The 17,799-nt window shown below is 37.8% G+C and carries 18 protein-coding genes; 1 reads left to right on the plus strand and 17 read right to left on the minus strand.

The genetic code is table 11. From position 1 onward, the window contains the following. Positions 1-5 precede the first annotated feature (5 nt). The 17 genes from glpK to IGJ32_RS11940 all read right to left on the minus strand — a co-directional run bounded on the left by glpK (position 6) and on the right by IGJ32_RS11940 (position 16,080). A complete protein-coding gene (gene glpK, locus IGJ32_RS11860) occupies positions 6-1,502 on the minus strand; it encodes a glycerol kinase GlpK (protein ID WP_342082036.1) in 1,497 nt (498 codons plus the stop codon). 112 nt (positions 1,503-1,614) lie between these two features. Then, positions 1,615-3,075, minus strand: coding sequence for a helix-turn-helix domain-containing protein (locus IGJ32_RS11865; protein ID WP_342082035.1), 1,461 nt, complete (start codon positions 3,073-3,075; stop codon positions 1,615-1,617). Further along, complete coding sequence (locus tag IGJ32_RS11870) at positions 3,065-4,360, minus strand: FAD-dependent oxidoreductase (protein WP_342082034.1); 1,296 nt, start codon at positions 4,358-4,360, stop codon at positions 3,065-3,067. Before IGJ32_RS11870 ends, IGJ32_RS11865 begins: the two co-directional genes overlap by 11 nt. 628 nt (positions 4,361-4,988) lie before the next feature. Then, the gene (locus tag IGJ32_RS11875) at positions 4,989-5,666 is read right to left on the minus strand and encodes a type 1 glutamine amidotransferase domain-containing protein (RefSeq protein ID WP_010720969.1); all 678 of its coding nucleotides are present in this window, start codon (positions 5,664-5,666) and stop codon (positions 4,989-4,991) included. 35 nt (positions 5,667-5,701) lie between these two features. Then, the gene (locus IGJ32_RS11880; RefSeq protein WP_053766213.1) at positions 5,702-6,808 is read right to left on the minus strand and encodes an NADH-dependent flavin oxidoreductase; all 1,107 of its coding nucleotides are present in this window, start codon (positions 6,806-6,808) and stop codon (positions 5,702-5,704) included. A 79-nt stretch (positions 6,809-6,887) separates the two neighbouring features. Then, on the minus strand, positions 6,888-7,322 hold the full coding sequence (locus IGJ32_RS11885) for a MarR family winged helix-turn-helix transcriptional regulator (protein ID WP_240273635.1): 435 nt from the start codon (positions 7,320-7,322) through the stop codon (positions 6,888-6,890). Positions 7,323-7,746: 424 nt separating this feature from the next. Next, positions 7,747-8,184 (minus strand): hypothetical protein, encoded by a 438-nt coding sequence (locus tag IGJ32_RS11890; RefSeq protein ID WP_010720972.1) that lies wholly within the window; start codon positions 8,182-8,184, stop codon positions 7,747-7,749. Between the two features lie 3 nt (positions 8,185-8,187). Continuing rightward, positions 8,188-8,604, minus strand: a complete 417-nt coding sequence (locus IGJ32_RS11895) for a DUF3021 family protein (protein WP_010737020.1) — start codon at positions 8,602-8,604, stop codon at positions 8,188-8,190. Between the two features lie 98 nt (positions 8,605-8,702). Then, positions 8,703-9,164 (minus strand): LytTR family DNA-binding domain-containing protein, encoded by a 462-nt coding sequence (locus IGJ32_RS11900; protein WP_010737019.1) that lies wholly within the window; start codon positions 9,162-9,164, stop codon positions 8,703-8,705. A gap of 66 nt (positions 9,165-9,230) precedes the next feature. Continuing rightward, a complete protein-coding gene (locus IGJ32_RS11905; RefSeq protein ID WP_342082033.1) occupies positions 9,231-10,856 on the minus strand; it encodes a glycoside hydrolase family 13 protein in 1,626 nt (541 codons plus the stop codon). A gap of 263 nt (positions 10,857-11,119) precedes the next feature. Then, the gene (locus IGJ32_RS11910; RefSeq protein WP_088745584.1) at positions 11,120-12,433 is read right to left on the minus strand and encodes an NCS2 family permease; all 1,314 of its coding nucleotides are present in this window, start codon (positions 12,431-12,433) and stop codon (positions 11,120-11,122) included. Between the two features lie 228 nt (positions 12,434-12,661). Then, on the minus strand, positions 12,662-12,922 hold the full coding sequence (locus tag IGJ32_RS11915) for a hypothetical protein (protein WP_010720977.1): 261 nt from the start codon (positions 12,920-12,922) through the stop codon (positions 12,662-12,664). Between the two features lie 102 nt (positions 12,923-13,024). After that, entirely contained in the window at positions 13,025-13,381 is a 357-nt protein-coding gene (locus IGJ32_RS11920) for a VOC family protein (protein WP_161652350.1), read from the minus strand. 288 nt (positions 13,382-13,669) lie between these two features. Continuing rightward, the gene (locus IGJ32_RS11925) at positions 13,670-14,380 is read right to left on the minus strand and encodes a B3/B4 domain-containing protein (protein WP_010737015.1); all 711 of its coding nucleotides are present in this window, start codon (positions 14,378-14,380) and stop codon (positions 13,670-13,672) included. Positions 14,381-14,393: 13 nt separating this feature from the next. Then, positions 14,394-14,918, minus strand: coding sequence for a GNAT family N-acetyltransferase (locus tag IGJ32_RS11930; RefSeq protein ID WP_207427351.1), 525 nt, complete (start codon positions 14,916-14,918; stop codon positions 14,394-14,396). 13 nt (positions 14,919-14,931) lie between these two features. Continuing rightward, complete coding sequence (locus tag IGJ32_RS11935; RefSeq protein ID WP_053766210.1) at positions 14,932-15,384, minus strand: MarR family winged helix-turn-helix transcriptional regulator; 453 nt, start codon at positions 15,382-15,384, stop codon at positions 14,932-14,934. 96 nt (positions 15,385-15,480) lie between these two features. Further along, positions 15,481-16,080: an NUDIX hydrolase gene (locus IGJ32_RS11940; protein ID WP_010737012.1), complete on the minus strand. Its 600-nt coding sequence runs from the start codon at positions 16,078-16,080 to the stop codon at positions 15,481-15,483. A 256-nt stretch (positions 16,081-16,336) separates the two neighbouring features. On the opposite strand from IGJ32_RS11940, the gene IGJ32_RS11945 reads away from it, so the two are divergent. Next, entirely contained in the window at positions 16,337-17,791 is a 1,455-nt protein-coding gene (locus tag IGJ32_RS11945) for a helix-turn-helix domain-containing protein (RefSeq protein ID WP_010720983.1), read from the plus strand. The last annotated feature ends 8 nt before the right edge of the window (positions 17,792-17,799 follow it).

Here is a 17,799-nt window from a genome sequence, read left to right on the forward strand (position 1 = left end):
TCCCTTTACTCAAATGCTTGTGTTGCTACTACCGCTTTTTTCCAACCGCCATATAATTTTTCTCTACGCTCTTCAGGCATCTCTACTTCAAACATCTTGCCCGCTTCATAAAATTCTCTGATTTCATCTGTATCTTTCCAAAAACCAACCGCTAAACCAGCTAGAAATGCCGCACCTAATGCCGTAGTTTCCAGATTTTCTGCTCGTTGGATCGGAATATTTAAAATATCTGTCTGAAATTGCATCAAATATTCATTATTCGCTGCGCCACCATCGACCTTCAAGACTGGTATTTTGATCCCTGTGTCTTCTTGCATCGTATCAATGATATCTCTTACTTGGTATGCAATCGATTGTAAGGTTGCTTTGATAATGTCTTCTTTGGTCGTCCCACGTGTCAACCCAAACATCGAACCTCTCGCAGCTTGATCCCAATAAGGTGCCCCTAACCCAACAAATGCTGGCACGACATAGACTTCATCCTCACTTGTGGAACGTTTTGCTGCCTCTTCGGAATCACTTGCTTTTTGTAACATTTGCAACCCATCTCGCAACCATTGGATGGAAGAACCTGCTACGAAAATGCTCCCTTCCAGTGCATAGTAAACCTTGCTATTGATTCCATAACCAATCGTCGTTAATAGATTGTTCTTGGATAGTTGTGGTTCTTCCCCAGTATTCATGACGATAAATGATCCTGTACCATACGTATTTTTGACCATTCCAGGTTCAAAAGCCATTTGTCCAAACAAAGCAGCTTGCTGGTCACCAGCCATCCCAGAAATCGGCACTTCACTACCATAGAAATGATACCCTTGTGTATAACCATAAATTTCTGAATTAGAAGTCGGTTTTGGCAGCATTGCTCGAGGAATGTTCAAGAGATCAAGGATTTCCTGATCCCAATCAAGATCGTGAATATTAAACAACATCGTCCGACTTGCATTGGAATAATCCGTCACATGTGCTTGACCGTCTGTTAACTTCCATACCAGCCATGAATCGATCGTACCAAAAAGCAATTCGCCTTTTTCAGCACGTTCTTGCGCTCCCTCTACATGGTCAAGAATCCAACGTATTTTTGTAGCAGAAAAATAGGCATCAATCACTAAACCTGTTTTTTTATGGAAAAAGTCTTGGTAGCCTTCCTTTTTTAAATTATCAGCAATTGATGCGGATTGACGAGATTGCCATACCACAGCATGATAAATCGGACGTCCAGTATCTTTTTCCCAGATCACCGTCGTTTCACGTTGGTTAGTGATCCCGATGCCTGCAATTTGATTCGGTTTGATCCCAGATTCAATGAATGCCCCTGCAATGACCGACTGTACGGAGTTCCAGATTTCATTCGCATCATGTTCCACCCAGCTCTCTTTAGGAAAATATTGCGTGAATTCTTTTTGTGAACTACCGATATGTCTACCTTTTTTGTCATAAATAATTGCTCGTGAACTTGTCGTTCCTTGGTCAATCGCCATGATGTATGTTGATTCTGTCATTCTGATCTCCTCCATTATCTGCAAACGCTTTCTAAATTTATCTTTATCTTACACCGTTTCATTTTTTAGAAACTGCCAAAAAAACATTTATTTTCTGTTTTTTTGACAGTTTTTAATTTTTTGCTTTTTTTTCTTCTTCGATTTTTTGCTTTAACCTTGCGATATCATAGCTTGAAGCAAACTCTGATAAATAATAATAATTTTGATGAGGATCTTCTTGATTAAATGTGATCACTAAATCATACTTTTTTCCTTGTCGTCGATTTTCAATCTCAATCCCACTGATTCCTTTTAACTCTCTTAACAAAAATTGTTGAAATGCCACTCGATAAATCGGTAATGTTTCAATATCGATTCCGATAGTGACCGATTTCGCAATATAAAAATCGATCATCATAAGAATATTGGCATACTGAATCATGAGATAACTTAAAGCAGCTTCTTCACCTTGTTTAGCAGGTAGTTGTGTCAGCGTTGTTTCTTTCAATCGTTCGAGTAATTGACTAAGGGAGCGGCCTAACATCTTTTTCTGTTGTTGCAAGAGATGTTCTGGCTCATAGATCATCATGACTCCTCGAAAAAAATAAAACTCATTATCGATTTGAGCTAATTGATAACCGACTGCTTTTTCTTCCTTGATCTTCAACTTTCGTGGACGATAGTGCCACAACATCGTTTCTCTAATGTACGTATCTAATACAGCTGTTGGTAATTTTTTGCTTCGGGTTAAATCATATTGATAAAAATGTTCTTCTGATAACACAGCAAACGAGACAAAAAAACTGTAAAACATCAAAGGCTCATAGCCACTGATCTCAGCAGCTGTCCGACTTAAATAAAGTGAAATGACCGGATCAAGTGCTTGATACAAACGATCCTTTTGGTAAAGTATTTTCTTTTCTTTCAATGTAGCAAACGTCGTTTTTTCACTCAATAGCCGTTTACGAGTGATCCCCAGCCAGCAGGCGATTTTACTAGATGACTCTTGAGAGAATGTCGTTTCTAAGGCTCGTTCCAATCCTAAAATAAGTGGCGCTTTATCAGGCGTCTGTTGTAAGAAAAGGGGACGTTGTGATTCAGAGATAAATTGGAATAACACATAGTAGAAATAACGAACTTGCAATTCCTCGCCATAGAGTTGGCCATTTTTGATTTGTAGAGAAAATTCTTGCAGTAACTGATTCAATTCTTTGATCTTACGAAAGACAGAAGATTCGCTGATATTAAAAGCTGTCGCTAGACGAACGATCGATGCTTGGTGATGTTCTAATAAATAAACAAGCAGATTGAATTTCAAGCTTTGTTGAACTAAGAATAGAATGATTTTTTCTAAGCTGACATCTTCAGCCAACTCTAATGTGACTTGAAATTCATTTCTTTTGATTGCTACTTTCTTCCCCATCATCCTACCGATCATTGGGATTTCTGCTATATATTGATCAAATGATGTTTTAGAAAGATTGACTTGTTCCCTTAATTGATTCGTTCCTACAGTTCCACCATGCAACACCATTTCCCTAAGAATCAACACTTGCAACTGCTCTTTTTTCTCTAGTAATTGTTCAATCTTCATCGAGCGTATCAACCACCTTTATCAATTGAAGCGGCAACCGATATTCTGGCTGGAAGAATAACTCCCGTTCGAATAATTTCTCTAACGTCCAGCCTTCCTCGATAGCGAGAGTGAATCGATCCAATAAATCGAATATCTCCTCTCGACTTTGCAACTGCGCACCAAGTAATTGTCCCTTTTCATTGCACATCACTTTGATTTTCGCCGTTTCACTATTGGTCGCAGCTAAGCGGGCAAGCAAATATGTTTTACGGACAGTCTGCGGATAAAAAATACTTTCTTCTTCCGTAAGCCCGACACTTCCCAGAAAATAACCAAACCAATGATTTCCAATTGCTCGGTAGGTTCCCGGATCTTTCGTACGTTTGCCACTAATCGTTTGACTGACCACTTGTGCCGTACGTAGTGCATTATTGACCAAAGAGACATACATTTTTTCTTGAGTCGGTTGGAACGTCACTTGGATCGCATCACCGATTGCATAAATATCCTTCGCTGACGTCTGCAAATACTCATCGACCCAAATCGTACCATCTTCATTTAGCTTCAACTGATCTTGCCAGAGATGATGGTCTGGACGCGTGTGATTCGCTAGCAGAACTAAATCATAGCTTTCTGTTTTTTGATCCGTCACTACGACCACTTGCTCGTTTTCTTCGAGCGTTTGCACTTGTTCATTCAAAAACAATTGGATATGCCGTTGCAATAACTCATGTGTTAACGGTTGAACCATTTCGGGATCGAAATAACGGAACAACAATGTTGGTCGACTTTCATAGAGATGGATTTCTTTTTGCTGATGATATAACCCTTCTGCTAATTCAAGTCCTACTTGTCCCGCACCAATCACAGCAATCTTTTGTGCCTTCGCAAGACTTTGTTCCAAAGATTCTTTTAAGTGGATATCTTTAACAGAACGGATCTGCGTACTTTTGTTTCCATTTTTGAATTGCTGACTCGAACCCGTTGCAATCACTAACGTATCAAAAGTAAGCTGACGCCCATTTTGGATAAACACTGTCTTCGTGGCTATTTCAAGTGAAACGACTTCCGTGCGTACTTGCACATCAATTGCGTATAGCGCTTGCAATTCTTCCTTAGTCAACCAATAAAGTTGCTCTTTACTTGTGAGTTGCTTTTTTAACAGTAAATTGAGTCCACTCGGTATAAACCCAATCTTGTCTTGTTTTTCCAAAAGTATGATTTCACTGTCAGGACAACTTTTTCGCAAAGAAATTGCTGCATAGATCCCCGCAAAAGAACCACCAATGATCACGATCCTCATCCATTTCCCTCTTTTCCAATAGCCTATTTGAAGAGTATCATGTAACCGTTAATGTTTCAAAAAATGTACTCAAAGAGGGCAAAATCTGAAGCGACTCCAAACAGTTAGACTAAAAAATCTAAATTTTGGAGGACGTTTCAGATTCCACCCTCTACTTTATAAAGTTTTCTTCTATTGTTAAATTGGATTGTTTATTGAGACTGGGACAAAACTTGTCTCAGTCTCTTCTAGTATCTCTAAAAACGAATAAACGGTGTTCAAAGAGCTGACCTTCGGCGATAAGTCAAAAAATCTCAAAACATGGGAAGCTGTTTCGAGATTTCCATCCTTAATGCTCCTGCGATTACTCGTCGCAGTTTTTACTTGGTGAGCGCTCAGGTCAAAACACTCTTTTCACGACCTCTTGTTCACGGTGAGACAAAAGCAGCATCTTCGGAAAATTTGCCGAAATTTACCAAAAACTTGAGGAGCACCAAGTAGGTAACAATCAACATCAAAAACTAGTTTTTGTGTTTCTTGTCAATTTTCGGAAATTCCTTCTTATTTCTTGATGCTAAACACTTTTGTCTCAACCTCTACGTCGGAACTGTTTATTTTCGTTTTTTGCTTAACTTTTTCCCTTAACAACTTATTTCTTCAAAGATTCAACGACTTTGATTCCTAATTGATGGGCAGATTGAGGATTCTGTCCGGTCAACAACTGTCCATCTGCATGTACGACCGCTGTAAAAGCTGGTCCTGCTTGATAGTTTGCTCCTTTTTCTTTCAAGGCATCTTCTGTTAGAAAAGGTACTTTGTCCGTTGTTCCATTCGCTGTTTCTTCTTCGTTACTAAAACCAGTGACCGTTTTCCCCGCTAAAATCGGTTGACCAGAAACGTCAACTACAGGAAGCAACCCAACTACACCATGACAAACAGCTGAAACGATTCCGTCATTCTGGTAGATCGATGAAGCAATTTTTCCAAGATCCGTTGCTTCAGGAAAGTCCCACATAGTTCCGTGTCCACCGGTATAATAAATCGCACGATACTCGTTTGGGTCGACTTCAGCTGGACTCAAGGTGCTTCCTAACGCTCGGTTACGGAAATCTTCGTCCTGATAATACGTCCAATCGATTTCATCCATCGCTTCCAGACTCTTCGGCTCCAAAGGAACATACCCACCTTTAGGACTGACAAAATCAGCTGAGATATTATTTTTAACTAAAGCATCGTAAAAATGAGTCAGCTCACTCAGCCACAGACCTGTTGGACGGTCGGTTCCTTTATATTTTTCCACATTCGTTAAGACGATCAATACTTTCATTGTTCTCTCTTCTTTCTTTACTAATAGATCTTCACTTATCTATTAGTATTTGATTGATAACGGATCTGTAAAAAATTATACAATGGATTAGGTAAATAGAGTTCTTGATATGCTTTTGCAAATGGTTTGGTCACAAGTTCTGTATCGCGATTTTCCATTAATTTGACCGCCCATTCGGGATCAACTAATAGTTGCTGTCCAACTGCGACAAGCTCTGCATCAGATAAAACCGCTTCAACATCTTGGCGATTACGGACATTCCCTACACCCACTAATGGTATTTTTCCTTGCAATGTTTCATGGAGATAGTGAAGCATCGATTGCTCATTGTATTGCTCAGAACGAGCAACACGATCATACGTACTTAATGAAACATGAAGGTAATCCAATTTTGTTTCACGTAATTTTTCCATTAGCCATATGGTATCTTCAAAACGGATACCAGGCGTTTCAAATTCTTCTGGTGAAAAGCGATAGCCTACGATAAAAGGCTCTGTTGCGTATGTTTCGACAGCTTGAAACACACTTTTCACTACTTCATCAATAAAGCGATAGCGATTTTCTAAGCTTCCGCCCCATTGATCTTCACGACGATTAGAATGTGGCGAAAAGAATTGTTGGATCAAATACGTATTAGCACCGTGTAATTCTACACCATCAAATCCAGCTTCGATCGCTCTTCTAGTTGCTTCACCAAAAGCCTTGATTGTTTCTAAGATTTCGTCTTCTGACAAGGCACGTGGTGTTTCCGCATTAGGTCGTTCTGCAGGGATTGCGCTAGCCGAAACAGTTTGTTCGCCTGATAACGTTGCTCGACTCGTCATACGTCCGCCATGGAAGATTTGTACGATCGCTTTTGCCCCATTTTCTTTGATTGCCTTTGCCAAGTCACTGAGCCTAGGTATCATTTCATCATGCGCTATGCTAAGTTCACCGGGCCAGCCTTTTCCTATATCTTGCACATTCGCAGCCCCTGTAATAACAGCGCCTAGTCCCTTCGAACGTTCTTGGTAATACGTGATCTCATCTTCCGTAATCACACCATTATAAAAACTTAACTGGGTGGTCATAGGTGCCATCATCAAACGGTTAGGTAATGTCACACCAGAAGGAAAAGTGATTGTTTCGTTAAAATTTGCCATGGTGATTCCTCCATTCAGTTCTCTTCGTTTATTAAAACACATAATTAGTTGCGCATACAACTAACGAGATTAAAAAAATTTATTTTTTTTGTAGTTTTTCAGTGGCTGAATTGATTGCTTTAGATAAACCTTCACTTTCCGCAGATCCTAGAATCTCTTGATATGCATGATGTAGTTCTTCCCAACTACTATCGATTTCTTTTACAAATTCCTGTCCTTGATCCGTCAGATAAACTAATGACAAGCGTCCATCACTGACTGTTTTGATATAGCCTTTGTATTCCAATTTTTCGACAAAACGAGCAATCGTTGAAGGTGCAGAACAAAGTAATTGGGCGATATCCTTTTGTGGTAACCCATCTTTTTCTTTTAAAATTAATAAAATAAACCCATATGTCGGTGTCAAACCCGTTTTCTTAAATGCTTCATCTGCCATTTTATTCAACAGGCGATCTAATTTTTTCACACTAAAAAACAGACAATCATTTAACGCTTGTTCAATCGGTTTCTCCATGTTTTCTCCCCCTAATATCCGCGTAACATATCATAGTATGATTTTTGTTATTTGTCAAAAAAGGCTGTAGTAACAAGGGAAAACAAGAGCATGTAAAATTCCTAGAAAGAATAATATAACCTGTTTTAGGGGATATAAAAACGCAGAAACAAGATTCAAGCACCTTCAAACAATGAGCTGCACCAAAAATTTGAAATAAGATAAGTAGAGAACAGATACGGCAAAAAATTGTCTTGGTATTTCTTATCATTTTTGAAGTCTTCTTACTTTCTTGATGTTTCATACTGTTATCTTTTCACATGCTCTCCTTGTTGAAGAGAGGTCTTATTCCATTTATAAAAGAATGATTCAAAAAAATTGTCACTAGGTACCGCCGAATAAGAAAAAAATGCGACTAATTGGTATTGTTTATGCGCTGATTGGTTTATACTTTTTTCAGATAAACTGCTTTGGCACCTAATAATGAGACACCGATATGCAAAGTTTCAGCAACTGCAGGTACGCTTTCACCAAAAGGCAATACGCTGACACGATTGATGATGACCCCTATGATAAATACAAGAACGGTCAGCCAAGTTCCCTTTTTTACCCATTGCTGGTCACTTTGTCTTTGATAGATTTTTACAGTTTGGGCACGTAACACGCCAAAGATGAATCCCAGCAAAACAGACAAAACAATAAGAATAAGTGTATGGTTAGTCTTAATGATTTCTTGCCAGTTGCTTATGATTAAATAAAGTCCAACTAATACAATGATGATTTCACTTTTCATCGTGTCTTTGATTGCTCTTTCTTTAAGTAATCTCTGTAAAAAAAAGAGAATCAATACTAACACAATGAGATAATTTTGTAGATGTTCCACGTTTTATTCTTCTTTCTTTCCTGAAATTCCTGAATGCCGTGTATTGATTATTTGGATTCGTTTATTTAACAATCGGGCTCGTAAAAAGTTCCTGATGATCAAACAAAGCCACACAATGAAATAGATACTCACAAAGGTTAGCGTGTACCTCTCAAGATGAACAGAAACTCTTCCATTTAACAGCACCAACAAGAAATAACTAAAGGCATACGTACTAATAAAATGCAGCAGTATAATCTGAAGATAATTAAGCTTCTCAATTCGCTCGATCAGCGATACTACGCCAATAAAAGCCGAGAGAAAGAAGACAAAAAGAATCTCATTTCTCGTGATCTCATGGGTTTGTGAAACTAATTTGAACAGCAAGAAAGCAAAGCTTCCAATACCAATACTTCTCATCATACGTTGTATCAATTTCATCAGGCTCTCCTTTTCATCTTACCAGCTATCAGGTACATTTATTCTACAAGGTTTCCTTATTGAAGCTAGTTTGATTGTCATTTCTTGCATTTTTCTTGTCACTTGTTGCGAAAAGTCTGATCAATTTTTTCTTTTAATGCTTTGGAAAAATAACGGCTAACGAGTAACTCTTCTGTATTTTGTAATGTGACATAGAGATTTCCATTTAAAAGCGACGAATTGATTTCTTTAACCATATAGATATTTAAAATAGTCGTTTTCGATATTTGGATAAATGGTTCTGGGAGTTCTTTCATTAACTGAGCTAGTGTCAATCTTCGCTCATACACTTCATTTTCCGTATAAAAAAAACATTTGCGATCAAGATATTCGATATAAAAAATCGAGAATAAATCTAAATAGACATCTCTTTCTTTTTTATAGTCTCTCACTAAAATAGTTTCCACTTTGTATTTCTCTAAAATATCAGCAATTGAAGTTAAAAATGGCACCTTTTCATGAACTTGAAAAAGTACCATCTCCTCTTGTTTTTTTGGAATCAAATCAAACAATACTTTCATCATGGTCCTCACACTTGTCTAAATTTCTTTTATCATACTCTTTTTTGAGGTGTTCGGACAAGTCATTTATTTGCTCGTCTTCAAAACAAAAGCTTCATAAGGACGTAAATTCAGTTTGCCTGTTGGTATCTGTTTTTGTGGATAGTTTGAAATGACTAGTGTCATCGCTTGATCAGCCAATGTGTATGGCTGATTTTTTTCAGACATATTGCAAACGACTAACCATTGTTCATTATTCAACGTCCGATAATAGGCAAATACGTCATCGGGCGTATCTGTTACCAACTGATAATCTCCCCAGACGATGAGTTCATTGTTTTTCCGTAACTCGATCAATTGCTTATACGTATAAAAAATAGAATCTTTCTTTGCTAAGGCTGTTTTCACATTGATCGTTTGGTAGTTTGGATTGACGTGTAGCCAAGGAGTTCCTGTGGTAAATCCAGCATATTCACTATTATCCCATTGCATCGGTGTACGCGCATTGTCACGCCCTTTTGCATTGATCGAACACAAGATTTCTTCCGGAGTAAATCCTAAAGTTAACCGTTCATGATACATGTTGATCGTTTCAATATCTTGCGCTTCAGAAATATCCTTGATCGGGTAGTTTGTCATCCCGATTTCTTCTCCTTGATAAATATAAGGTGTCCCTTTCATCATATGCAGCAAAATCGCAAACATTTTACCACTTTCTTCTCGATAATCTTGATCATTCCCCCAACGTGAGATGATCCTTGGCAAATCATGGTTATTCCAAAATAGACTGTTCCACCCTTCATTCCCTAAAGAAGTTTGCCATTTTGATAATACCTGTTTCAACTCAGGAATACTTAATGGTTTTAAATCCCATTTGTCTTTTCCTGCCTGTTGATCCAAACCGACATGCTCAAATTGAAAGATCATCGATAGTTCATTTCTCTTGGGATCAGAATAAAGCTTGGCAATATCCGTAGTTGCTCCCCAAGTTTCGCCCACTGTCATCAGATCTTTGTTTCCAAAAGTAGCTTGATTCATCTCTTGTAAATAGTCATGAAGTTTGGGACCATTACTTGTTATTTCTTGATCAGGTAACTTCCCAATCGTATCGATCACGTCCATTCGGAAACCACCGATTCCCTTGTCGATCCAAAAGTTCATCATCTGATATATTTCTTGACGTAAATGGGGATTTTCCCAGTTTAAATCTGGTTGCTTTTTACTATAAAGATGTAAATAATACTGACTAGTTGTTTCATCAAACTGCCAAGCAGAGCCACTGAATATCGACCGTAATTGATTAGGCTCATTTCCATTGATTGGGTCACGCCAAATGTAATAATCCCGATACGGATTTTTCTTACTTTGACGAGCTTCGATAAACCAAGCATGTTCATCTGATGTGTGGTTGACGACGAGATCCATAATGATTTTTATTTCATGTTTCTTTGCTTCTGCAATCAGTTCCTCCATATCAGCCATCGTGCCAAATTCGGCCATGATTGCTTGATAATCACTGATATCGTAACCATTATCGTCGTTAGGAGATTCATATACGGGAGATAACCATATCGTATCGATCCCTAAATAATGCAGATAATCTAATCGAGCGATCACTCCTTGTAAATCCCCGACTCCATCCCCATTCGTATCTTGAAAACTACGAGGATATACTTGATAGACAACTGATTGATGCCACCATTTTTTCTCCATACTTTCCTCCATTGGTTAAAGATTATATACCTCGCAAAAATTGTAACGCTTTCAAAAACGAGAGTAAATAGCCATTATTCTCCTTATTTCTTTCACCACGCCTAAACCTTGATGCTATCGTCTTTTACTTTCAGTTGTTACCGATAACAATTTTTTCCAAAAAAGAACCCTGGCATTTGTTTTCTCACTAACAGTAGTGAGATCTCCATTTGCCAAGGTTCTTTTACTTGTCACACATCAAAAAAATAATCAACTAAATCAAGTTAACTAACGTTCAGTATCCACATGAAGCCAATAAAGACAAAGAATAACAGATACATGATCGGTGATACTTCTTTTCCACGCTTTGCTGCGATCATAGTAATTGGATAGAAGATAAATCCTAATGCGATCCCATCAGAAATACTATAAGTTAACGGCATACCGATCAAGATCAAGAAAGCTGGAATGGCGATCTCTAACTTGCCCCATTCGATTTGACGTAACGATTGTGCCATCAATACACCGACAATGATCAGTGCTGGTGCTGTTACTTGTGAAGTCACTACTGATAGCAACGGTGAAAAGAATAAACCGAATAGGAATAAGATCCCGGTCGTTACTGCAGTGATTCCAGAACGGCCACCAACAGCGATTCCGGCAGAAGATTCAACGAAAGCCCCAACTGGTGAAGTTCCTAATAAAGAACCTGCAAGCATAGCTGTTGAATCAGAAGCCAACGCTTTCCCAACACGAGGCATTTTGTTATCTTTCATAAAACCAGCTTGATTAGCTAAACCGACTAACGTGCCTGCTGTATCAAAGAATGTAACTAATAAAAAGGTTAATACGACTACCCACATTTGTAGTGAGTTGATGTCTCCGATATGTTTCAATGCAACTAAGAATGTTGGCTTTAAACTTGGTGCAGCCGAAACTAATTGAGAAGGCATAGGAATAAGTCCAGTCACTAATCCAAGAATCGTGCTAGCTACCATTCCGATAAAAATACCTCCTGGAACTCGTCTTATCAATAAGATCGCTGTCACAACTAAGCCAAAAATCGTCAACCATGTTGAACCTACGCTTAGTGAACCTAACCCCACTAATGTAGATTCATTTGAAACGATGACTCCCCCTTCATTCAAGCCAAGGAAAGCAATAAATAAACCAATCCCACCTGAGATCGCATATTTTAAATCAGCTGGGATCGCATCAATGATCATTTCACGTAATTTGAAAATCGTGATCAAAATAAAAATCAAAGAAGCAACAAACACGCCTGCTAAAGCTGTTTCCCAAGGAATCCCCATTCCCAAACAAACGGAATAAGCAAAAAAGGCATTAATCCCTAATGCTGGCGCAGTACCAATCGGGTAACGTGCTAAGACCCCCATTAAAATACAGCCGATCGCACTTGCTAATGCTGTAGCCGTAAACACCGCACCTTCGTCCATTCCTGATGCGCCTAAAACTGTTGGATTGACAAATAAGATATACGCCATTGAAATAAATGTTGTAAAGCCTGCAAGTATTTCTCTTCTGACGGTGGTACCTAATTTTTCAATCTCGAAGTAGGAAAGTAGTTTTTCCTTCATCTTTCATCCCCCTAAAACCGAACATTTATAAAAAAGTCCCTCAAAATTTTGAATTATTTAAAAACAACGTGTTTAATCATATACTAAATCAGAACATAAGTAAACAAAAAAGTCGGATTTTAAGCAAAATCCGAACTTTAAGTTTTTTGATCGTTATGTACTGATTTAACAGTTTTTTTAATAGAAAAGGAGCATTTCAAACAAAATAGCGTACCAAATCGGTTTGCTTTAGCTATTTTTTAGCTGCTCTTTTCCGATGCGTTTTTGTTCTTCAGCAATGAATCCCTTGATGTCACTTTCTGCCGAAAAATATTTACTAATTTCACTAGAATGAGTCAACGAATTCAAGCCGCCATATCCTGTATCTACCATTTTCCCCCAACCTTTTGTTGGCTTTTTCCCTGTCTTCAAGTTTTTCATACGGATTTTTTCACTTTTTTCTTCTCGTCGTCTCTGTGAATATTCTTCCATTTTTGCGATTAGATTCATGACAGTCTCTCCTTTCCTTCAAAAATTTGTTATTCATTTATTTAAATTCCTTGTCCTGTGCATCTCCTTTTCAAACACCAGGACCTCTTCTGATTTCAAACATTACAACTTACCGATCACAAAATAGTTTCCTTCTGGATCAGAAAAGTTGAACGTCTCTACGCCATTGTTCTCCATGATTTCACCAGTATTCTCTATTTTTTGATAGATCTCCTCAAATTGATCCGTAAAGAAAATGATCGAAGGAGTCGTACCTAACACTTCTGGCGAAAATCGTTGGACAAAAACTTTTGGAAAAATCCCTAATTCAAATTCTGGTGAAAGTTGCACGATCGTACTTTGAAATTCTTCTGGTAACTCAATCGTTTCACTAACTGTTGCGCCTAGAGTTTCGACAAAAAATTGACTAAGCACTTCAACATTTTCTGCATAAAGCATGACTCTGGTTTTACCGATCATCTCTGATCCTCCTTTGATGGTGTTGATCCTTTTCATTAAGTATATCATGAAAGCGGATAATCAAAGAATCTTCGGTTTAGAGATCGAAAAATCTGACACGATTTGACAGACTGTGACGATTCTTTGTCAGTTTGTCTTGTTTTGATAAGATTTGATAGCACAACAGCGAAACGAAACCATTCAAAACTACACTCGTTAGAGAAAACAAGATCACATAGAAAAATCACTCGTTTTTCTATGTGATCTTATTGGTGGAGCTACTTTTCCTTCCTACATTTCGTTCCTACTTCAAATGTTCATTTCTGGATGTTCCTTTGTTAGCGTAAATGTTTTCCCTTCTACGCCAAATGTTTGTTCCACGCGTTTTTTCAATTCTGTCATTGCTTTTGCGCCACGTGATGCTTGCTCTTTTGTGACTGATTCAATAACCAAAATGGCTTTAGTCGTGTCTTCCGTCAACATTGTCCGTTGCGCTTCTCGCCAGTTGAAACTGCGACAGATTGCTCCTTCGTTATCGTAATAAATGATTTCTTCTGGTAAAGCTGGTGCATCAGCTTCTGCTCCTAGAGGTAAGAAACTTTCCCCACCATGAGCTTTTCCTAGATGAAGATCCCCTTTGATTTTTTCTTGATCTTCTCCTCCACATGGCACACCAAATGTTAGAGAAATACTGTTATAGATATCGACTAATGGGTTGATAGGGAAAAATTCACGTTCTTGGCTGGCTCTTTTTAATAACGCTTCAATCGATGAACGGGCTCCTTTTTTGGTTTTAAAACGTGAAAAAGCTTGACGCCATTGGGCAATGACTTCATTTTGACTGAATGTTTCTTCTGTCAAATATCCTCTTGCTTCTTTCGCTGCATCATTCAATAGTTGATGGAATTGTTCTTCTTTGGCTTTATCTACATGATTATCGATACCTTCGACTACCAAAACTTCAATCGTTGCTTCTGGAAAGACTTCCCAAAAATTTTGTTCTGCGATGATTTTTTCCATGTTTCTACTCCTTTTATTTCTGTAAATTTTTGACATATAGATAATCTGTCTGAGCATCATCTCCCATATAAAAAATATGTTGGCTATGATGTTGGAATCCATGTTTTTTATAAAAAGCTAAGGCAGGATAGTTATGTTCCCATACCCCTAACCAAATCGCCTCTTTTTGTTTTTCTTGCGCTTTTTGCACAGCAAATTCGATCAATCTAGATCCAATCCCTTTAGATTTAAATGGCGATCGGACATAAATACGTTCGATCTCTAAAAATCCTTCTCCCATTGCTTCTGTTTGTGCTTGCCCTATATTTAATTTTAGATAGCCAGCAATCCGGTCATCTAGTACTGCCCAATAAAATTCTGACTGTTCCTCTTGTAGTTCCCGCCTCAATTTATCGAGCGCATAAGCTTCATCCAAATAGGCTGTCATCAATTCTTCACTGTTGTGTTCACCAAAGGTAGCTTGATAGGTCTCGATACTAATTGCCTGTAATTTTTCTACTTCCGTTTCATTGATCCCTACGATTTCGATTGTTTTCACCGCTCCAGTCCTTTCAATAAATTCTTTTGTTTCCTTTTTTTATATAATGCCAATCTTCACTCACATTTTTCCGAACTTTTTGCAAAAGTGTGTGTAATTGCAAAACTTCTTGCTGGGATAACCCTTTGACAGCTACTTGATTGGAATAATGATGCTCTCGAAGGATAAACGGATAGACTTTTTTTCCACGATCCGTTGGGTAAAGTTTTTTTATCTTTTTATTGTTTTTATCTGGCATGCTTTTTATCAGGTCTTTTGCTATCAATTTTTTCACCGCACGTGCCGTTGTTGTTCGGTCAACGTTGATCATCTCAGCTAACTTTTCTTGAATAATGCCAGGATGTTCACAGATTCGTACTAAATACAGGTATTGTCCTCTTGTCAAATCAACTTCTTGAAACTCAATGTTACTAATCGAGTCCAAGGCACGGGCAATTGCTCCAATCTCTCGAATGATTTCGTCCATTTTAGCCCTCCCTTACCTAGCTTTAGTATGATTTTACTCTTTTTTATTGCATTTGCAACAAAAAATCACTAAAAATAAAAAAACTACCTTCCCTGATCAATCGCAATAAGGCAAGGTAGCTTTTTCTAAAATCAATAGTTGCTCTTTGGTCGTACGTTTCAGCGAGAGTTTTGGTAAATCATTTAAATGGAAGAATTTCATATTAGAAGTTTCATGGTTTGCCACAAACGTACCTGACAAGATAGCGCAAGAAAAAACAATTTTATAGTACTGAAAGGCTTGAGGGATGTCTGTGCGCAGATTCGTATCAAATATCGCTAATAATTGACCTACTTCTACCTCTAACCCAGTTTCTTCTTTGACTTCTTTACGTATATTTTCTTTAGGAGACAAACCAACTTCTGCAAATCCTCCTGGTAATGACCATTCTTGTGTTTTTGTATCTTCGATCAATAGAATCTTCTCGTCTTGTTTGATCCATGCACGTACGTCAACTTTTGGTGTTGGATATCCTTCATGAGCTTCTATTAGGCTTGTCCATTCTTCCTTTGTTTCCAATCCCACTTCACTCAGCAGCTTCAACGAGATTTCTTGCAGCTCTTCATATCGTTCTTTGTCAAACACGTCTTTCCCATAAAGCAATCCAGCTTGAGCAATCGCTAGTAGGCGGCGATAATCGTTTAGTCTGTTTTCCATTCTACTCACTCCTCTCACATGACTATCTTTTTACTTATTTTAGTATAAGTCAAATTTTTTAGCTAACTTCTACTTTAAATAAACGAAGGCTGATTGAAGTAAAAAAATCCAAAAAACTCATCCTTTATTTGATATTGTGCCTTTTTTCATTATACTAATGGTAAGCGCTATCTAAAATAATCAGATTTCATTATGAAGATACGGCGAAACGAGTGTCTTCCTCACTTGTCATACTTAACAAAGAAAGGTTGATCCGATGTATTCTTTAATGAAAAAAATCATTACTGAAAAAGATATCAAACGCCAAGTCTCTTTAGTGGAACTATTACTGAATCACTCGCAAATAACTGTGAACGAGTTAGCCGAAGCTGTTAATACCACAGAGCGTACGATTTTTTCTGATCTTCAAACAATCAAAACCCAATTACCTAAAGGCTGGCTAATCAATAGTGACCAATCAGGGATTCAACTAAAAAACGAACAGAATCTCCTGACAAATGAACTGTGGGAAATTTTTCTGACACAGTCAATCAGTGTCCAATTATTGAAAGAATTATTAACGATTAAAGAAGTCGCTACCCCCACCTTTTTAGCACGTAACGGCTTGTCTTATGAAACATTGAATCGTCATGTCAAAAAATTGAATCAACAATTAGTCGTCTACGAATTACAGATTGAACAAAACCGCCACCGTTTGTCGTTTTCAGGTGAAGAAGAAACCATTCGGCTATTTTATCATCGGTTACTTATGCCGTTTACTCATAACAACTATTTCTTCGAGGATTACTCGATCCATGAATCTCACTACTTCCGATTTCTCAAACGTTTACGACAAGCTGAGTTAGCTGTTGACACCGAAGAGGTATTCGGGATTTGTTGGTTTTTTATCAACACGATTCGGATCAAAGCTGGTTGTCGAATCCCGACTTCATTGTTTTCTACCCAGGATCAATTATTTTTACTCTATGCTCCTGAATTAGAAAAACTGTACCGAACTGAAGGGGTCTATCTTAAAGATAAAGAAGCAGCGTTTGCTTTTTCCTGTTTTCTTGACAGCTGGAACTATAACAACTCTTACCCGCCTATGATCTTGGATATTTTACACCGTCACCCTGCAGAAACAAACATTCGTGAATTTGTAAATCGTCTATCAGAAAGCTTAGCTATCAAAGAGTTAGAACAAACAAACTTACCGGAAAATTTGATTTTACTACTCCTGAAATACTATGAATCACCGTTATTGATCGAACAAACAACCAAGCAATATCACTATTATTTAAAAGAATATGAACAAGAATACCCAGAGTTATATCCTCATAAATTCGCTTTGTTGCAACAAGTCAAAGAATCAACGAGCATGGTCAAAAAGGTCACCAATGAGACTTATTTCTTTTATTTACTTTCTTTATTGATCCAACAGACACTTTTAGCCGTGCAGCCGTATCAAGCAACGATTTATTTTATTTTTCAAGGGGAACCTTCATGGAAAGCTTTTTTGCAACAAGAATTAAATGCTTATTTAGGAAAGCGAGTGATCTTGGAGCCAATTGAATTGAGTCAACTGTCAGATATCACTATCAAGAAAAATGATTTATTAGTTTCAAATATTCCGATCGATACACCGCCAATGCCTGTCATTTATCTTTCAACGATCCCGACAAAAAATGAATTGGATCGTTTAAGTGACTTATCGTTGCGATCGTATTTGTAACTCACACT

It is taken from the genome of Enterococcus sp. DIV1639a, from assembly GCF_050530445.1.
Taxonomy (GTDB): domain Bacteria; phylum Bacillota; class Bacilli; order Lactobacillales; family Enterococcaceae; genus Enterococcus_B; species Enterococcus_B hirae.

Excerpts from the sequence above, each read along its gene's own strand:
- IGJ32_RS11865 (WP_342082035.1), bottom strand. The coding sequence starts at position 3,075 with ATGAAGATTGAACAATTACTAGAGAAAAAAGAGCAGTTGCAAGTGTTG.
- IGJ32_RS11935 (WP_053766210.1), bottom strand. The coding sequence starts at position 15,384 with ATGGACGAAATCATTCGAGAGATTGGAGCAATTGCCCGTGCCTTGGAC.
- IGJ32_RS11885 (WP_240273635.1), bottom strand. The coding sequence starts at position 7,322 with ATGGAGAAACCGATTGAACAAGCGTTAAATGATTGTCTGTTTTTTAGT.
- IGJ32_RS11895 (WP_010737020.1), bottom strand. The coding sequence starts at position 8,604 with ATGAAATTGATACAACGTATGATGAGAAGTATTGGTATTGGAAGCTTT.
- IGJ32_RS11900 (WP_010737019.1), bottom strand. The coding sequence starts at position 9,164 with ATGAAAGTATTGTTTGATTTGATTCCAAAAAAACAAGAGGAGATGGTA.
- IGJ32_RS11925 (WP_010737015.1), bottom strand. The coding sequence starts at position 14,380 with ATGGAAAAAATCATCGCAGAACAAAATTTTTGGGAAGTCTTTCCAGAA.
- IGJ32_RS11870 (WP_342082034.1), bottom strand. The coding sequence starts at position 4,360 with ATGAGGATCGTGATCATTGGTGGTTCTTTTGCGGGGATCTATGCAGCA.
- IGJ32_RS11875 (WP_010720969.1), bottom strand. The coding sequence starts at position 5,666 with ATGAAAGTATTGATCGTCTTAACGAATGTGGAAAAATATAAAGGAACC.
- IGJ32_RS11910 (WP_088745584.1), bottom strand. The coding sequence starts at position 12,433 with ATGAAGGAAAAACTACTTTCCTACTTCGAGATTGAAAAATTAGGTACC.
- IGJ32_RS11920 (WP_161652350.1), bottom strand. The coding sequence starts at position 13,381 with ATGATCGGTAAAACCAGAGTCATGCTTTATGCAGAAAATGTTGAAGTG.
- IGJ32_RS11915 (WP_010720977.1), bottom strand. The coding sequence starts at position 12,922 with ATGAATCTAATCGCAAAAATGGAAGAATATTCACAGAGACGACGAGAA.
- IGJ32_RS11905 (WP_342082033.1), bottom strand. The coding sequence starts at position 10,856 with ATGGAGAAAAAATGGTGGCATCAATCAGTTGTCTATCAAGTATATCCT.
- glpK (WP_342082036.1), bottom strand. The coding sequence starts at position 1,502 with ATGACAGAATCAACATACATCATGGCGATTGACCAAGGAACGACAAGT.
- IGJ32_RS11945 (WP_010720983.1), top strand. The coding sequence starts at position 16,337 with ATGTATTCTTTAATGAAAAAAATCATTACTGAAAAAGATATCAAACGC.
- IGJ32_RS11880 (WP_053766213.1), bottom strand. The coding sequence starts at position 6,808 with ATGGCAAATTTTAACGAAACAATCACTTTTCCTTCTGGTGTGACATTA.
- IGJ32_RS11940 (WP_010737012.1), bottom strand. The coding sequence starts at position 16,080 with ATGGAAAACAGACTAAACGATTATCGCCGCCTACTAGCGATTGCTCAA.